At 41.7% G+C, this 17723-nt stretch carries 17 protein-coding genes; 6 read left to right on the top strand and 11 right to left on the bottom strand.

Translation table 11 applies throughout. The features are described from left to right. Nucleotides 1–58: 58 nt before the first annotated feature. Nucleotides 59–1066 carry a tryptophan--tRNA ligase gene (gene trpS / locus AX660_RS10770; protein WP_068376325.1) on the bottom strand — a complete coding sequence of 336 codons (1008 nt, stop codon included), beginning with the start codon at nt 1064–1066 and terminating at the stop codon, nt 59–61. 30 nt (nt 1067–1096) lie between these two features. Continuing rightward, a complete protein-coding gene (gene rpe, locus AX660_RS10765; protein ID WP_068376322.1) occupies nt 1097–1780 on the bottom strand; it encodes a ribulose-phosphate 3-epimerase in 684 nt (227 codons plus the stop codon). A 321-nt stretch (nt 1781–2101) separates the two neighbouring features. Between rpe and AX660_RS10760 the strand changes: the two genes are divergently transcribed. The 3 genes from AX660_RS10760 (at nt 2102) to AX660_RS10750 (ending at nt 3520) form a co-directional block, all read left to right on the top strand. Further along, on the top strand, nt 2102–2785 hold the full coding sequence (locus AX660_RS10760; protein WP_068376321.1) for a TorF family putative porin: 684 nt from the start codon (nt 2102–2104) through the stop codon (nt 2783–2785). Nucleotides 2786–2989: 204 nt separating this feature from the next. Continuing rightward, on the top strand, nt 2990–3313 hold the full coding sequence (locus AX660_RS10755) for a hypothetical protein (protein WP_235594719.1): 324 nt from the start codon (nt 2990–2992) through the stop codon (nt 3311–3313). Between the two features lie 6 nt (nt 3314–3319). Then, entirely contained in the window at nt 3320–3520 is a 201-nt protein-coding gene (locus AX660_RS10750) for a DUF2970 domain-containing protein (protein WP_068376319.1), read from the top strand. Between the two features lie 2 nt (nt 3521–3522). Here the strand turns inward: AX660_RS10750 and AX660_RS10745 are convergent, their stop codons facing one another. The 9 genes from AX660_RS10745 to pilM all read right to left on the bottom strand — a co-directional run bounded on the left by AX660_RS10745 (nt 3523) and on the right by pilM (nt 12295). Continuing rightward, complete coding sequence (locus AX660_RS10745) at nt 3523–4344, bottom strand: Dam family site-specific DNA-(adenine-N6)-methyltransferase (RefSeq protein WP_068376317.1); 822 nt, start codon at nt 4342–4344, stop codon at nt 3523–3525. An 80-nt stretch (nt 4345–4424) separates the two neighbouring features. Continuing rightward, nucleotides 4425–5852: an SPOR domain-containing protein gene (locus AX660_RS10740; protein ID WP_068376315.1), complete on the bottom strand. Its 1428-nt coding sequence runs from the start codon at nt 5850–5852 to the stop codon at nt 4425–4427. A 41-nt stretch (nt 5853–5893) separates the two neighbouring features. Beyond that, nucleotides 5894–6961 carry a 3-dehydroquinate synthase gene (gene aroB, locus AX660_RS10735; RefSeq protein ID WP_068376313.1) on the bottom strand — a complete coding sequence of 356 codons (1068 nt, stop codon included), beginning with the start codon at nt 6959–6961 and terminating at the stop codon, nt 5894–5896. A gap of 33 nt (nt 6962–6994) precedes the next feature. Next, entirely contained in the window at nt 6995–7510 is a 516-nt protein-coding gene (gene aroK, locus AX660_RS10730; protein ID WP_068376311.1) for a shikimate kinase AroK, read from the bottom strand. Nucleotides 7511–7740: 230 nt separating this feature from the next. After that, nucleotides 7741–9504 carry a type IV pilus secretin PilQ gene (locus tag AX660_RS10725; RefSeq protein ID WP_068376309.1) on the bottom strand — a complete coding sequence of 588 codons (1764 nt, stop codon included), beginning with the start codon at nt 9502–9504 and terminating at the stop codon, nt 7741–7743. Continuing rightward, complete coding sequence (locus tag AX660_RS10720; protein WP_068376307.1) at nt 9497–10030, bottom strand: pilus assembly protein PilP; 534 nt, start codon at nt 10028–10030, stop codon at nt 9497–9499. Before AX660_RS10720 ends, AX660_RS10725 begins: the two co-directional genes overlap by 8 nt. After that, nucleotides 10030–10662 carry a type IV pilus inner membrane component PilO gene (locus AX660_RS10715; RefSeq protein ID WP_068376305.1) on the bottom strand — a complete coding sequence of 211 codons (633 nt, stop codon included), beginning with the start codon at nt 10660–10662 and terminating at the stop codon, nt 10030–10032. The genes AX660_RS10720 and AX660_RS10715 overlap by 1 nt, the downstream gene beginning before the upstream one ends. Continuing rightward, the gene (locus tag AX660_RS10710) at nt 10659–11243 is read right to left on the bottom strand and encodes a PilN domain-containing protein (protein WP_068376303.1); all 585 of its coding nucleotides are present in this window, start codon (nt 11241–11243) and stop codon (nt 10659–10661) included. Before AX660_RS10710 ends, AX660_RS10715 begins: the two co-directional genes overlap by 4 nt. Beyond that, entirely contained in the window at nt 11231–12295 is a 1065-nt protein-coding gene (pilM, locus tag AX660_RS10705) for a type IV pilus biogenesis protein PilM (protein ID WP_068377105.1), read from the bottom strand. The genes AX660_RS10710 and pilM overlap by 13 nt, the downstream gene beginning before the upstream one ends. Nucleotides 12296–12433: 138 nt before the next feature. Between pilM and AX660_RS10700 the strand changes: the two genes are divergently transcribed. The 3 genes from AX660_RS10700 to AX660_RS10690 all read left to right on the top strand — a co-directional run bounded on the left by AX660_RS10700 (nt 12434) and on the right by AX660_RS10690 (nt 17720). Further along, nucleotides 12434–15064, top strand: a complete 2631-nt coding sequence (locus AX660_RS10700; protein ID WP_068376301.1) for a penicillin-binding protein 1A — start codon at nt 12434–12436, stop codon at nt 15062–15064. A gap of 96 nt (nt 15065–15160) precedes the next feature. Then, complete coding sequence (locus AX660_RS10695) at nt 15161–16855, top strand: NAD-dependent malic enzyme (protein WP_068376299.1); 1695 nt, start codon at nt 15161–15163, stop codon at nt 16853–16855. A gap of 148 nt (nt 16856–17003) precedes the next feature. Beyond that, a complete protein-coding gene (locus tag AX660_RS10690) occupies nt 17004–17720 on the top strand; it encodes a substrate-binding periplasmic protein (protein ID WP_157884323.1) in 717 nt (238 codons plus the stop codon). The last annotated feature ends 3 nt before the right edge of the window (nt 17721–17723 follow it).

Raw genomic sequence — 17723 nt, 5'->3', positions numbered from 1 at the left:
TGAGTTGGGCAAAAAGCTTATGTAATGAAGATACTTACTGTTTATTGCACAAAGCGGATTAATAAGGCCGTGCTACAAATCCAACTGCGTCATAAACTTTGGCAAGTGTTTCCTGCGCTTTAGCACTTGCTCGCTCAGCACCAGCAGCCATGATTTTATTTAATTCACTGCGGTCTTCACGCAAAGCGGCATAACGTTGTTGAATGGGCTCAAGCAGGGCTACTACAGCGTCAGCCACATCGGTTTTCAAATGGCCGTACATTTTATCTTCATACTGAGGAACTAAAGACTCAACCGATTGATTAGTTGCGCAAGATAACAAACTAAGTAAATTAGATACGCCAGGCTTTTCGGCGGTATCAAAATATATGCGCGCCTGCTCGTCTGAGTCAGTCATGGCACGTTTGATTTTTTTACTAATCGTTTTAGGATTTTCTAATAAACCGACAAAATTATTCGGGTTTTCATCCGATTTAGACATTTTTTTAGTGGGTTCTTGCAAACTCATCACTCGTGCACCAAATTCCGGAATATAGGGATCAGGTACCTTAAAAATATCACCGTGGATGTTATTAAAACGCGTGGCGATATCGCGGGTTAATTCGAGATGTTGTTTTTGATCTTCACCCACTGGCACTTTGTTGGCTTGATACAGCAATATGTCGGCGGCCATCAGCGCAGGGTAGCTATATAAGCCAGCATTAATATTGCTGATGTTTTTAGCTGACTTATCTTTAAATTGCGTCATACGATTGAGCTCACCCATTTGGGTATAACAGTTCATGATCCAAGCTAACTGGGCATGTTCTGCTACATGGGATTGCATAAAAATAGTGCTTTTGGCTGGATCGATACCACAGGCAACATACAGGGCTAAACCATCTAAACAAGCCTGCTGCAGGGCTTTGGGATCCTGTCTTACCGTAATGGCATGTAAATCCACCAACATATATAGACAATCATTGTCATCCTGCATGGCTACCCATTGACGCAGCGCGCCCATATAGTTCCCAATGGTAAGTTGTCCCGATGGCTGGCAGCCGCTAAGTACGATAGGTTTAGTCATGATATGAAGGTCTGTATTAGTTTGAGTAAATTAACAAAAATTGGCGTCTGCCAGAGCGAGTTGCTGGCGCATTTGTTGGATAACCTGCTGGTAATCACTTTGATTGAAAATGGCCGAGCCTGCGACAAACATATCGGCTCCCGCTTCTGCGATGCTGCGGATATTATCGACTTTTACGCCACCGTCAATTTCTAATCGAATATTATGTCCAGAATGCATGATTAACTGCTTTATTTGGCGAAGTTTATCCAAGCTCTGTGGAATAAATTGCTGACCTCCAAAACCAGGATTAACCGACATCAGCAAGATATGATGTAATTTGTGCATGATGTGGTCGAGATGATTTAAGGGGGTTGCTGGGTTAAGCACTAAACCGGGTTTGCAACCGGAGTCGATAATTAATTGCACGCTGCGATCAACATGTTTGCATGCCTCGGGATGAAAGCTGATCATCGTGGCACCAGCCTGTGCAAAACTTTCAATCAAGCTGTCTACCGGCTCTACCATAAGATGCACATCAATCGGAGCCTTTACCCCATAATTGCGTAATGCTTGGCAAATTATCGGTCCAAAGGTCAAATTAGGCACGTAATGATTGTCCATCACGTCGAAATGAATGATGTCAGCTCCAGCCTCTAATACAGCGTCTACTTCTTGTCCCAATCTGGCGAGATCAGCCGCTAATATTGAGGGGGCGAGTAAAAATTCCGACATAAATATTCCCTTGATTAAAACACGCTACTCTACAGAAAAATGCAGATTGACAAAAGCGCTTCGCTTGCACCATTTTGATGCTAATGAGGTAATGTGGTGCAATTATGCGCAATATTTTTAACTCCCTACAGATCTAAAATTTCAGAGAAGACTAAAAAATTAATATAAAACAAGTGGTTAGGGGTTTTTGTTAGCTATTATGGAGAGTTTTATTTTTAGGCATTAGATTTGCGTTAGTAGTGAGATAAAAATAATTATAAATAACGATAGAATATTTCATTAACACACTGAAAATATTAAAAATAAAACTGGAGTACACACATGAAAACTTTAAAACTAAGTGTTATCGCGGCCGCAGTATTAACTACAGCAGGTTTCAGTCAATTAGCTCAGGCAGAAGTAAGTGCAAATTTTGGTGCTACCAGTAATTATCTTTGGCGCGGAGTTACACAAAGTGGCAATGCACCTTCTCTATCTGGCGGCTTAGATTATGCGGGCGAAAGCGGCGTATATGCAGGAACTTGGGTCGGAACTATCGATTGGAGTGGCGATGATAGTGATACTAAAGGTGCTGAAGTAGACTTATATCTTGGTTATGGCGGCGAAGCAGGTGACTTTGCTTATGACGTAGGTTACATCTACTACTATTACCCTTCTACCGGTTATGAAGACAGTAACTTTGGTGAATTATATTTTAATGGCAGTGTTGGTGCTTTTGGCTTTGGTGTTGCTTATACCATTAACAGCGAAGCAGACAATGATGCGCCATTTGGTACCGGTGATCTTTATTACAACGTAAGTTACGGTTTTGAACTTCCTAATGAATTTGGCCTAGGCTTAACTTATGGTTATTACGATTTTGATACACCTACCAGTGAATCAGATTATGGACATTTTCAAATTGATGTGACTAAAGGTGATTTCACTTTTACTGTGTCTAAAGCTGATGAAGAATCCGGTAGTGATGATACCAACTTTGCAGTTAGCTGGGGCGCTTCTTTCTAAGTATTGCTTAAACTTCACTTAGACCAAAAAATACCAGCTTTTTAGCTGGTATTTTTTTACCTGTAGTCATAAGGAATGTTGTGGTTCTAAGCGGTTAAAAAAGCACCGAAACTCTTAATTTAGCTGAACATGAGATGAACAGTGCAACAATCACGTTAAAGCAGAGTTGTCGATATTTTGCACATAGGTATAATGCAACAACTTATGTCAAATACAGATAATCTTATGAACAGGAAGTCAAAAACATTATTAACTCTAGGGGGCAGTGCGTTAACTGTTGCGTTGGTCTTTGCGCAAGTACCACAGAACTCGGGAAGTGTATTTTGCAGTTGTGCAAATGATATTGGTTTTGCCGCCGAATTACCCATGAGCCATCCAATTAATCGTTGTGCGTCAGAGCAAGTTGCTGAGGTGAGTTGGTCATCTTGGTTTCATGGACACTCAAATTCCTATCAATTCCACTTTTTGGATCTTCTAGAGTTACTGTCGAGACAGGCTGAGATTCCAAAAGATAAAACGGCAAGTTGAACGAGTTTGTTTAAGTATTCTGCTGATAAAGCTAAGCTATTTGATGTTTTTAAAAGTGTCGCCGCCAGTATGTTTGGTGTGCAAAGTGCTAAAAACAGAGAGCGGGATTTTCAACAAAGCTCCATAGTGCCTTATATTGTGGTCGGGGTTATTTTTGTTCTATTACTTATCATTGGGCTTGTGGCTGTCGTATCTATCATAGTGTAAAACTAGTTCACATAGAGCGCTAACAACTCACCTACTTTTTTGCGTGCATCCCCTTTCTGACTAATAAAACGACTCACTTGCAACTCTGTTAACATTGCATTCTTATATAGTTCACGTGTCAGTTCGGTGTCGTGATTACTGATGAGTACCGGAATGTTGCGTTGATAAGCTGCTTTATTGGCCAAACTGGCTAAGGTACTTTGATTTTCAAGTGAAAACCCGTTGGTGGCGTAGCTATTAAAAAAAGCTGTTTTACTGATAGGTGCATAGGGTGGATCACAATATATAACCGAACCGGCGCGTGCTCTGGCAAATACCTTTTCAAAAGGCAAACAAGTGAAAGTGGCGCACTGTGCTTTTTGGGCGAAATATTCTAGCTCTTTGTGAGGAAAATATGGGGCGAGGTATTTGCCAAAAGGCACATTAAAAATACCTTTTTGATTGTAGCGGCATAATCCATTGTAACCAAAACGATTTAAGTAAAGGAAAATGACAGCGCGTTCATAGGTGTCGCTGCTTAGATTAAACTTTTGTCGCAAAGTATAATAACAATCTGCGTTATTATTGGCTGGCACAAATAAGCTGGCGCTATCTGCAATATATGCCGCAGGATTGACTTGCAGTATTTTGTACAAATTAATTAAATCTGGATTGATATCATTTAGTAGGTACTGAGAGTAATCAGTATTTAAAAACACCGAGCCTGCACCCACAAAAGGTTCTATCAGTTTTTTAGCATCCGGTAATTTGGCGCTGATGGCGTCTATTAGGCTGTACTTACCACCTGCCCATTTTAAAAACGCTCTATTTTTTTTAGTTGTCATAATGACTAATACTGCAGCCCAATGAAGAAAGTGCTTAAACGGCCCGAATTGTAACGACCATCAGGCCAAACACCAATAGCTTATCGACCTTTTTGTGCCAATTCCTGTTTAATCTGTTTCGCTGATTTTATAAAGGGCTCATAGGTTAGTAAAGCAGGGCTTAGTTTTACTAAAGCTGCACGGGCACTATCAAGACTAGGATAGAGTTGATTGAACAATAATACATGCCAGTCAGAGCCAAAACGCTGAGTGGTGTAGCTCCAGACGTGTTGGCTTAGTGGGTTTTCTTGCATAAATTGTTGGAGTAAGTAGTTATCAGACATCGCTGAAATCTGGATCAAATATTGGCCATCTCTTAGTTCTAAACCATTGGGAAACTCAACTGAACTGATTGGCGCGCGAGCAACGTTGTTTGTGGGCGCAGGCGCGCTATCTATGGCCACCGCTGTATTTGTTTCAGTTTCTGGGTTTATTTGCTGAGTATTGGTTTCTTGTTGTTCAATAAAGGCTTGTTGTGGTTTTGCCACTAAATATTTAGCGGGATCCTCTTCTATTTTGGCAACGGCCTCACTCCAACTGGTAACTAGAGGATCGGGGGATGAGGATAAGGTTTCAGCCAATACAGCGGAATCATCTGATAACTCAACGGCGGATTGTGTGGCTATATTGATGGATGGGCTGGTAATAGGTTTAGCTACTTGTTCTTTTGTTGATACTAGTTCCGCCACCTCTTGAGTATTAGTACTGACATCCTGTTCGTTTGCTTGTGCGGATGTATTTGGTAGTGTCGATACTTCCGGTGCTGGAGTAAATAAAGCTGGGTATTGCAGACTAAGAATGCCAGCAAATAGCAGTAAAAATACCCCTATAAATATGGCGATGACTCCCTTTCTTTTTAACAAGGGACGATAGGATGCTTGCTGTTGCGCTCTTTTTTGCAGGCGATCGGAAAACTGTTGACGCTTGAGCGCGATGAGTGAATCTAGCTCAGAGCTACTTTGTTTTAATTTAGGTAATTTGTTGGTTTGATTAAGTAATAATGGTTTATCACCCGTGCGACTTTGTAATTGATTTCTTGCTTGTTTAGCCCATGTTGCTTGTGCAAATAGCAGTACATTTAGGTGTTGTTTGTTATTGGCAAAGCGACTTTGGAGTACTAACTCCCATAGCTCTTGAAGTAGTTTGTTAGGTAGATTTTCGGCTTTCGAAATACTAATGATAAGCGGGCCGTTATGCTCGTTTAAGTCTACCAATAACTGATTTAATGGGCGGTTAAAGTCGGGATTTTTGCTTTGACTAACAAGCTGTCTGTATATCGTTTCTCGATACTTTACTAAAGGCGTAGTGGGAGATGCGCTGAGCAAAGCAATTTCAACTTGCTCAGGCGACTCACTTATAAAAGTATCTAATACACTTGTTTGATCAGTGCTTTCACTCTCAATAAAAATGAGTTGGGAAGCATAACTTACCAAATAATCTAAGCGATCTTGCAGTCCGGATACAGCCATAACAGCCTCTTTTTAGTCGATTATGGGCACCTTGCCCGACACTAAGAAAGAACGGTACGCAATACCTCTTCGCTGATTTGACTTGTTACTTTGGCTGCGCCGATTGAAGTTGGGATGACAAAATTGAGTTTGCCAGCTTGGACTTTTTTATCGTGACGCATATGCCGCATAAAACAGTCGTAATTCATTTCTGCCGGAGCAGAGGTGGGCAAGTTAAAACTTGTTATAAGTTCAAAAATGCGTCGGAATTCTGACGTTTGCAACCAATCCATCTTAGTAGCTACCGAACTAGCAAGAACAATGCCTGTTGCGACGGCTTCACCGTGCAGCCAGTTACCGTAACCTTGTTCAGCCTCGATGGCATGACCAAAGGTATGACCTAAATTGAGTAAAGCTCGCAGGCCTGATTCGCGTTCGTCAACCGCCACGATTTCTGCTTTAATCGCACAACAGCGGCCGATCATGTATTGCAATACATCAGTGTCTTTTGCTTTTATTTGTTCTTGCTTAGTTTCTAGCCACTCAAAAAATTCAGCATCATAAATTACGCCGTACTTAATGACTTCGGCCATACCTGCCGCAAACTCCCGTTCTGGCAACGTTGCCAAAGTATTGGTATCAATCAAGACGGCTTGGGGCTGGTAAAAAGCACCAATCATGTTTTTGCCTAAGGGGTGATTGACCGCAGTTTTACCACCAACTGAAGAATCAACTTGTGATAATAAGGTGGTAGGGATTTGAATAAAGGGCATGCCACGTTGAAAACAGGCTGCTACAAAACCGGTGAGATCGCCTACCACGCCGCCGCCAAGGGCGATTAAGGTAGTATCACGTGCCGCCGACATTGCCAATAGCTCGGAGATCACTAACTCAAAAGTTTGCAGATTTTTAAACTCTTCACCATCGTTAATCACAATCTTGCTTATTTGACAGCCTTTAAGGGCTTCTGCCAATAGCGGGAAGTAGAGTGGTTCAACGATTTCGTTGGTGACAACCACCACTGTTTTGGTCTTTAAAAAAGGAGCCAAAAAATTGGGTTGTTGCAGTAAATTTGCTTGGATAAAAATGGGGTAGCTACGCTCACCCAACTCAACTTTTAGTGTTGTCATAAGCGCAGCCCTTATCAGTTTGCGAAGAAGAAGTTACAGACCGATTTTCTCAATGATTTGATTAGCCACAGCTCGTGCACTTTGATCGTCAGTATCTACGATATAATCTGCAGCATCTTCGTACATGGGGTTACGTTCTTCAGCTAGACGACGTAGTACGGATTCAGGATCGTCGTTTTGTAACAGAGGACGTCTTTTATCTCTTTGAGTTCTAGCAACTTGTTTATCAATGGTAGTCTGCAAATACACCACTATGCCACGGGCAGAAAGACGGTTTCTAACTGCTTTGCTGACCACTGAGCCACCGCCAGTAGCCAATACTATGCCTTGTTTGTCGGTTAAATCATTGATCACGTTTTCTTCACGGACACGAAATCCTTCTTCACCTTCAATGTCAAAGATCCATGCGATATCAGCACCGGTGCGTTTTTCAATTTCTTGATCTGAATCAAAGAACTCTAAATGAAGTTCGTCTGCGAGATGCCTACCGATGGTGCTTTTACCTGCTCCCATGGGGCCTATTAAAAAGATATTACGTTTTTCAGCCATTTTTTGCTTTATTCACAATTATGTTTATTTAAGGGGTAGAAATGATTTGTGCGGCTACCCTAATATGGATTAACCAGACCTCGTCGAAATTTCGAGGGCGCGATTATCTCAGTTTTACCCTGAATTTTGCAAGCTTTGTTAAAATACATACAAAAAAGCTGTCTAATCAAACGTTTAGACAGCTAAATAAGTGGAGTATTGTAACAAATACATAGATTAAAAGCGTAATTTTATTGGGTGCGCAAATTATCTGTCAATATTTTGGGGGTAACAAAAATCAGCAGTTCACGTTTTTCACTGATCACTGAGGTATTTTTAAACAAGTGGCCCAGTATAGGTAAGTCGCCTAACAATGGCACTTTAGTTACATCGTCGGAAGTGGTTTGCTGGAAGATCCCGCCCAATACTATGGTTTCACCATTTTCAACTAATACCTGAGTACTAATTTCCTGAGTGTCAATCGCCACAGCCGGACCAGTCGAAGTAGAAACCGTATCACCACGAGTATCTTGTGTAACAACTAAGTCTAGGATAATACGATTATCTGGCGTGATATGAGGAGTTACTTTTAAGCTAAGTACCGCTTTTTTGAACTCTACTGAGGTAGCGCCACTAGAGGTTGATTGCACATAAGGAATTTCAGTACCTTGTTCAATGTAGGCTTCATGTTGATTAGCCACAGTAATGCGCGGACTGGCAATAACTTCGCCTTTGTTTTCAGATTCAAGGGCTGACAATTCCAAGTCTAAAATCGTACCGTCAACTAAACGTGCAACCTGCAAACCTATTCTGCCAGCTGGGTTAGCGACTGGTAAATTAACATTTAAACGATTAGCCAAAGAAGGAATAACACCACTGGCGATAGAATCTGCGCCATCCAGTGAGCCAGACACACCATTGTTATCTTGTTTATCGCTGAAACCCCAACGTACACCTAATTGCTCTCCGGCATTATCTCTAACCGTGACCATTCTGGATTCAATTAAAACTTGTTTAATGGGTATGTCTAAGGCCTTGACCAGTGCCTTGGCTTCATCAATTGAAGTTTGTGTATCTCTGAGTAACAAAGTGTTGGTGCGTTCATCCACCGCCACTGTGCCTCTTGGGGTTAAGATTGAATTCTCAGTATTTTTCAAAATAGCCGCCATTTCTAAGGCTTTGGCGTAATTGATTTGCAGATTAGTGGATACCAAGGGGGCAAGCTCGGCAACTTGTTGTTTTGCTTGCAACTGCTGAGTTTCACGGGCAGTGAGTTCTTCGGTAGGTGCAATCAACAATATATTACCTTCGAGTCTCTTATCCAAACCTTTGATTTTTAAAATCATGTCCAGCGCTTGATCCCAAGGCACACCAGATAAACTAATAGTGACATTGCCCGTTACGGTATCAGTGGTGACTAAATTAAAGCCGTTAACCTGAGAGATAATTTGCAGAACTTGTCTGACAGGTACATCTTGAAAATCTAATGAAATGGGTTCGCCACTGAAGTTACTGCTGGTATCAGTTTTAGCGTCTTTGCTGGCTTTATCAATATTAATGATAAGCTGATTGGCTGACTTTTGATGGCTAAAACTGACTTTATCGCTAAGGGCAAATTCTACCTTACTGTTGGACTTTTGCTGAAAGGTTTCAAGCATAGTGACAGGGGTAGCAAAATCCACCACATCTAACTTGTAAAGTTGCTCTTCAGCTAATTTAGTCGCGGGTAATAACAAGGTTAATTTGTTTTTAACCTCACTTAATTGCAGTTGGTAGTTACTGTTGTTAAAGCTCAGAATGGTTTGTGCGCCGCCGTTAGGTTTACGCTTAAACTCAATATCCTGCAGTTCAGAGGTAAATGCCGATGAGGCTTTAGCATCTGGATTAACTAAAACAAGCGGTGTTTCCTGACTTTTAACCGTTAGCGCACATACCACTAACACCGAGCCTAAAAGCCAGTACCATGTTGGGTTTGTACGATTTAGCTTTTTATTAAAAATGTAACGCTCAGACATTATTTTCTCCTGCCTTCGAAAGCATGGTGAGAGTAGCTTGTTTTTTCTGCCAACAACCAGCACCATCGGGCAGCATTTCAGTAAATGAAACTGTGCCATTGTTGATTGAATCTATTGTTCCAAAAAATAACCCAAGGTGGTCACCTTTAGTTACTTTGAATAAACTACCGGTATTAGATTGAATGAGTGCCCACTTTTTACCGTTAGACGTGAACACTCCTGTAACCGATAAGGCGTCGATACCAAACTTTTCAAGAGGTTGTTTGGTTCTGGCAAATTCAGGTTGTGCACAATTAGGCTGCGAAGAAGGTTTCATTTCAACTCCAACATTTCTGGGATGCTGAAAGGGACTTCTTAAGGACTCGGCCGAATAAATAAACGTGGGTTTGGCGTCAAACTCTGGATAGGGTTCGATACTAACCGGTGTGTTTTGTTGAACCTCGGTAACATAAAGCTGCAAGTCGTCAATTTTGGCATCACATGCACAAAGTACGATTGCTAAAGCGCCAATAACTAATAGTTTCATTATTTTTGCCCCTTATTAGTGGCAGTACTTTGATTAGCCGCTAAGTCAGCATTACCAGTTCGATAGGTTTTAGCTTGGACTTTAAGTTTTAAGGTTGAGGCTTCTTGAGATATCTCAAAATCATGCACTGTAACTATACGAGGTAAGCCCGCTATGTCCGAAGCAAACTGGCCAAAATTATGATAACCCCCCGTCACTTCCATCTGAATTGGCAGTTCGGTATAAAATTCTTTGGGAACTTCTTGTTGCCAATTTAATAATCTGAATGTTAGACCAGCAGAGGTACCTACCAAAGTAATATCATCCAACAATCCTGGAGTTTCATTGCTGGTTGGCAAGGATTTTAACATCGAGGAAAAGTCTGATTTAAGTCTTGCAAGCTGCTCTTCATAAGCCGTTAAGTTAACCGCAATACGATATTTGGCTTGATAGTTTTGTTTGAGTTCCACTTCGCGCTTTTGTGCCGCTTCTAAAGTAGGTAATTTGGATTGCACTAAAGCATAATATCCACCCACTAAACCAATCACGGCGACAAATACTGCAACAACGGTTTTGACTTCAAAAGGCCATACTGCGACCTGTTCAAAATCTAACTCATTAATTTCTTTTAACTTGCTGACATCAAATTTCATTGCTTGACCTCAGCGTTGATTTTGGAAAAGTCGGGAGCAACACTAGGATTAATAGTAAAGGTCAATTTAAAGTCACTGACTGCTTCGAGCGCAGAGGTATCGGCCACGATTGAGGACAATACGCCACTGCTGAAAACCTTTGATTGCTCTAACTGGCGCATAAAATCCGCCAATCTATTGTTGGATTCGCTGACACCTAATATTTCGATCTGGTTACCTTTGCGAGAAAAACTCCTAAATGACAGACCTGGAGGTACTAATTTTACTAATTCATCCAGCACTCGAGGTACGGCGTTACGACTGGCTTCTAATTGTTCAATTAAGGCCATTCGTTGCTCTATCGCTTCTTTATCTTTTTTGATGTCTTTGATTTTTTCGATTTGTGCATCTAAAGAAACAATCTGTGTATCGATAAATTGATTACGTTTACCTTGATTGGTAATCATATTGTCAACCACTGTGCCTACACCAAACATTAACCCTAAGCCAACGATGGCGATGCCGGCTAACATCGTTAGATAGTTACGTTTTTGTTCAACCCGTAGGCTTTCGCGCCAGGGTAATAAATTTATATGTGCCATGGACTAAAACTCCTGCTCGCTAAGCCAGCGGCGATAGCCAACTGCGGTGCAAAAACATTAAAATCTGAATTTTGCAAAGATTCAGATAATGTCATATTGGCAAAGGGATTAAATAATTCTACTTCGATACCCAGCTCAGAAGTTAAGTCACTGGCGATAGTGGCTATATGACATGCACCGCCACAAATTAATAAACGCTCTGGGCGTTTAGCGCCAGTAGCACTGATATACACTTGTAAAGCCCGATTAATATGCTGTTGCAGATTAGCTAAAAACAGAGGATAGGAATCCAATTTCCAGTTGTCTGGTAAACTATTGTTTTGCAATTGCTTTTCAATATGTGAACGTTCTTCGTTATACAACAGCACTAAATCTTGGATGAGCGAGTCCATGCCAAAACTATGATCTTTGGTATATACAACTTTGCCGCTATTCACTGCGCAAAACTGTATATAGGTCGCCCCAATGTTTAAACAGCATAGGTTAGTGTCTTGTTCAGTTGGATAAAACTGACTCACTGCGGTGGCTAAAGCATAATTTTCTACATCTATAATTTTCGCTTCGTAACCGACTTCACCTAATAAAGTGATACGGCGATCGACGATGTCTTTGTGTACAGCGCTCAGTAGCACTTCGACCTTGTTTGAACTATTGACACTATCGCTTAGTTCTTCAAAGTCGATATAAACTTCTTCTAAGGGATAGGGTATCAAGCTGTCAGCTTCAAGTTCGATTTGGCTTTCTAGTTCATAATCAGAAAGACCAGGCTGCATGTAGACTATTTTATTAAGTACAGTTGAGCCGGATACGGCAATAGCCACAAATTTGTTTTTAAACTTCAGCGCTGCCTTTACTTTTTTAAGTGCAGTACTTACGGCTTCGAAATCTTTAATTTCGCGCTCGACAAAGGCATTACCAATGATGGGTTCACAGGCAAAAGCTTGTACGCTAAACTTATTACTGGTTTTTTCTAGCACCACAGCTTTTACAAAGCGGGAGCCAATGTCCAAACCAATGACTTGTTGGGCTTTTTTGCTAAACAGGTTTTTCAACACATTACGTTCCACAACAATAAGTTAATCTTCGATTTAGTATTATTACTTAAAATTTTGTTATTTATGGATCTAATAACAGTACATAGGTATAAAATATAAATCATTTTTGCAAAGTTACCTTGGTATCCTTAGTTCGTGAAGTATATAAAACCATTAATAATCAGTGTTTCTGCCTTGTTTTTACTCGGCCTTGTCCTTGTTATAGGTACCTATTTTTATATCAAAGCCGATCTGCCCAGCGTTGATGTATTAAAAGATGTGCGCCTACAAACACCAATGCGTATATATACTCAGGATGGTATGCTCATCTCGCAGTATGGCGTAAAACGTCGGATCCCGCTTAAATTATCTGAGGTGTCACCTAAACTCATTCAAGCGGTTATTGCTACTGAGGATAGTCGTTTTTACGATCATCCGGGTATAGATCCTATCGGCATGATGCGCGCTTTGGTTAATTTAGTTTTAACCGGTGAAAAAGGTCAAGGCGGCAGTACCTTGACAATGCAGCTGGCCCGAGACTTTTTCTTAACCCGTGATAAACACTATATACGTAAAATCAGAGAGATAGTCATCGCTTGGCACATGGAGCAAGTACTGACTAAAGATGAAATTTTAGAGTTATATCTAAATAAAGTCGAATTAGGCCATAGAGCCTTTGGTTTTGGTGCGGCTGCTCAGGTTTATTACGGTAAAACGGTGAATGAACTGACTCTGGCACAAATTGCTACCATTGCTGGTTTGCCACAGGCGCCTTCGGTATTAAATCCCATCAGCCGCCCTGATCGAGCTGTTGTGCGTCGGCGTATAGTGCTGTTGCGTATGTTAGATGAGGGGTATATCAATCAAGCTGAATTTGACGAAGCGGCGGCGGCTCCTGTGAGTGCCAAACGCCATGGTGCCGAAATTGAATTAGATGCGCCGTATTTGGCTGACCATATTTATAATGAAATGATCAGTATCTATGGCAAAGAAGAGGCTGAAACCGGTGGTTATCAAGTGTTTTCAACCGTCCCCTCAAATTTGCAAATAGCTGCCCAACAAGCCTTGCAGCGTAATTTACACGACTATGATGAACGTCATGGATATCATGGACCCATTCGTCAGCTGTGGGAAAATAGCGAGGCGAATAAGGCCCCCTCTACTGAAGAAGACGATGAAAAAATAACAGGTACTGATCCTAAACAATGGTCAGAACAACAAATGTCCGAGTTATTAGCCGATTATCCTACTTTTGAATCTTTGCATGCCGCGATAGTGGTAAAAGTTAACGAACAGGATATTGTGGTATTTGATAAACAAGGTCAGTACCGCACTATCGATTGGGAAGGCTTGGATTGGGCCCGTCCCTTTATTAATGATACTAAACAAGGCCCTGAACCTAAGGTTGCCAGTGATATTTTAAAAGCAGGCGCATTTATTTTAATCCGTCAGCGTGAAGATGATCAGCATTGGCAATTAGCCCAGTACCCAGAGGCGAGTAGCGCCTTTATCGCGCTCGACCCGCATAATGGTGCCGCCCAGGCCGTAGTCGGTGGTTATAGCTTTTATCAAAGTCAATTTAATCGCGCTACTCAGGCTAAACGTCAGGTTGGCTCTAACATCAAGCCCTTTATTTATTCTGCTGCGTTAGATAATGGATATACCCTTGCTAGCATCATCAACGACGCACCGATTACCCAATGGGAAGCCGGCACTGGCACAGCTTGGCGTCCTGAAAACTCGCCTGCTGAATATGATGGACCAATTCGTTTGCGCGAGGCATTAACTAAATCTAAAAACGTCGTATCTGTGCGTTTAGTCAGAGCTTTGGGCGTTAATTTAGTTGAAAAACATTTAGCACGTTTTGGCTTTAATTTGGCTGATATTCCCAACGATGAAACAGTTTCTTTAGGCTCTGGCTCTCATACCCCCTTAGAAGTTGTGACCGCTATGGCAACCATCGCCAATGGTGGTTTTTTAATTCAAGCCCATTTTATTCAGCGCATTGAAGATGATTACGGCAAGTTGTTGTGGCAAGTCGATCCCGCCTACGCTTGTGACCCTTGTGATAAGCAAGCCGAAGAAACTGATAGTATCGCAGAGCCAACTGAAACCGATGTTGAAGCGATGTTAGCGGCCGAGTTTGGTTTGCATCAAACACCTGTTAGTCAGCAAAAAACAAAGCGCCAAGCACCGAGAGTGATCAGTGCCGAAAATGCTTTTTTAGTGGCCGAAATGATGCGTTCAGCCGTGAGTATTAATGGGCGTTGGGAAAATCGAGGCACCGGATGGCGTACAGCTTTGCTGCTTAAACGTGAAGATGTCGCTGGAAAAACCGGTACCACAAATGACGTGCGAGATACCTGGTTCAGCGGTTTCACACCGGATTTAGTTGCTACAGCTTGGGTTGGTTTTGATGATAGTAACAGGCGTTTAGGTAGAGCATCGGCTAACCGTAATCTAGTCAATAAAAACCCTGAAAAATACAATTATATCGGTAATGCCATGGTCGAAACTGAAGCTGGTGCAGTAGCGGCGCAACCAGCGTGGATCAGGTTTATGCAACAAGCGCTAGATGGGGTGCCTGAGCATCAATTGCCCATGCCTACTGACTTGGTAACGGTACGTATCGACAGAAACTCTGGCAAGTTAACCAGTCGTACCGACAAAACCTCGATGTTTGAATATTTTGTTGAAGGCAGCGAACCACAGGTTTTTGTGGCTGAAAGCGAAATTATTGACAGCGGCGATGATGACACCAAACAAGCCGCAGAAGAGATATTTTAAATAACGTTCAAAACAATAAAAACTATGCAAGCCCTACACTGATATAAACATTTTATAAGCAGTGTTAGGGCGAAAAATACGACAGGACAAAATAACATGACAGATAAAGCAACCAAAAGTGCTTTGTATATTCCCCATTCCGGCCCCTCATTGTTGGAAACTCCCTTACTTAACAAAGGCAGTGCATTCAGCGCCACTGAACGAGTTGCTTTCAATTTAACCGGTTTAATTCCGCCGCGTTATGAAACAATTGAAGAGCAAGTGAGTCGTGCCTATATGCAGTACTCCAGCTTTGAAGAGCCGATCAATAAACATATTTATTTACGTGCAATTCAAGACAACAATGAGACTTTGTATTACCGCCTAATCAAACAACATATTGATGAAATGATGCCGATCATTTATACCCCTACCGTGGGGGATGCTTGTGAGCAGTTTTCGGATATTTACCGTAGTTCTCGTGGCCTGTTTATTTCCTATTCAGAACGCCATCAAATGGACGATATCTTGCGCAATGCCACCAAGCGTAAAGTAAAGGTCATTGTCGTCACGGATGGTGAGCGCATTTTAGGTTTGGGTGACCAAGGTATAGGCGGCATGGGTATTCCCATAGGTAAGTTATCGCTATATACGGCATGTGGCGGTATTAGCCCTGCTTACACCTTACCTGTTATGTTAGATGTGGGAACTAATAACGAAAAGCTCTTGGCCGACCCAATGTACATGGGCGCGCGGCATAAACGTATTGGGCAGGCTGAATATGATGAGTTTGTGGATATGTTTATTCAAGCCGTGCAACGTCGCTGGCCAGAAGTGATGTTGCAGTTTGAAGATTTTGCTCAGCCCAACGCCATGCCTATTTTGGAGCGTTATCGTGACAAAGTATGTTGTTTTAATGATGACATTCAAGGTACTGCAGCGGTAACTGTAGGCACTATTTTAGCCGCTTGTAAAAGCAAAAATACTCAATTATCCAAGCTCAATGTGGTGTTTGTTGGAGCAGGTTCGGCAGGTTGTGGTATCGCTGAGCAAATAATTAAACAAATGTGCAGTGAAGGAATTTCCGATGCACAGGCCCGTAGTCAAGTATTTATGGTTGATCGCTTTGGTTTATTAGCCGAAGACATGCAGGGCTTGCGTGATTTCCAGCAGCGACTTTGTCAAAGTAATGAAGCACTAGCAAGCTGGTCATATAGTGGTGAATTTCCCGCGTTATTAGATGTAATTAACTGCGCAAAACCCGATGTACTTATTGGTGTATCCGGACAAGCGGGACTCTTTACCGAGCAAGTAATTCGCGGTATGAAACAACACTGCGCCGTTCCCATTATATTTCCTTTAAGTAACCCGTCTCGTCAGGTTGAAGCAACGCCACAACAAGTTATCGAATGGACTGATGGCGAGGTGATTATTGCCACAGGTAGCCCATTTAAACCAGCAGAATACAAAGGCAAAACGTTCCATATCGCCCAGTGTAACAATAGTTATATTTTCCCTGGTATTGGCCTTGGTGTGATTGCAGCCAAAGCGAGTCTGATTAGCGATGAAATGTTAATGGCCACCAGCGCTGCTTTAGCTAATGCCTCACCTTTGGCGCTTAATGGCGAAGGTTCTTTATTACCACCCTTGCGCGAAATAGCGAATCTAAGCAAAAAAATCGCTTTTGAAGTGGGTAAAATTGCCATTCAACAAGGTTTGGCGCTGGAAGTACCTGACGAAGTTTTATTAGAGCGGATTGAGAAAAACTTTTGGTTGCCCGAATATCGCCCTTATAAACGGGTCAGTATTTAGCTTACATAAGCCGGCGTCATGCCGGCTTTATTGTTAATAGAGATTGCTAGTAGAGACTTGATTTAACGCTCAAATGGCGTGAAACTGGTGGGTGATGGTATGGTTTGGTAAACAGCATTACGCCAAGCATTTTAAGGAACAAACGTTTTTGAAAATGATCAACCTCAACATAATAATACGTAAGGTGGCTGTAGCGATTGTGCTCTTCCACCATAGCGTATTTGCCCAGCATGTTGAGGTTTATACTGAAATATTACCCCCCTTCCAAATTATGGTGGCTAAGCAACTTGTTGGCACTGCGACCGAGCAAGTGGAGCAGTTATTGGCGGATGCTCAGCTTAGTTATGACATTCATGTTGTGCCTTGGGCCAGAGCTTACAATACCGTTAAAACAACACCTAATACCCTAATCTATTCCATGAATCGCACCGCGGAGCGTGAGCCCTACTTTTTTTGGATAAAAAGACTTGGCCAAATTGGCAATAGTTTTATTTCATTGAGTAACAACAAACAAAATCTCAGCAGTATCGCCGACGCAAAAAATTATGTTACAGCCGCAGTACGTGATGGTTATGCTTATGAACTACTGATCGAGCTCGGTTTTACCATAGATAAAAATTTGTTTGTAGTTGCCACACTAGAACAACAAATTTCTTTATTACTTAATGGCAAGATAGATTTTTTATTTACTGATATACAATCGGTTAAATTAGCTTTGGCCGCGCAACAACTTGATCCTGCTATGGTGAGTATTAGTTATTCTGAGCCTACTTGGATTCATGATTTGTATTTAGCCGCGAACATTGATTCAGACCCTGAGTTATTGCAGCAGATAGGTAAAGTATATTCAGCTCAGTTGCCTTAGTAC

The sequence above is a fragment of the Paraglaciecola hydrolytica genome, assembly GCF_001565895.1.
GTDB lineage: Bacteria > Pseudomonadota > Gammaproteobacteria > Enterobacterales > Alteromonadaceae > Paraglaciecola > Paraglaciecola hydrolytica.
The sequence above is the reverse complement of the archived record's forward strand: the minus strand, read 5'-3'. Positions and strand labels throughout refer to the sequence as shown.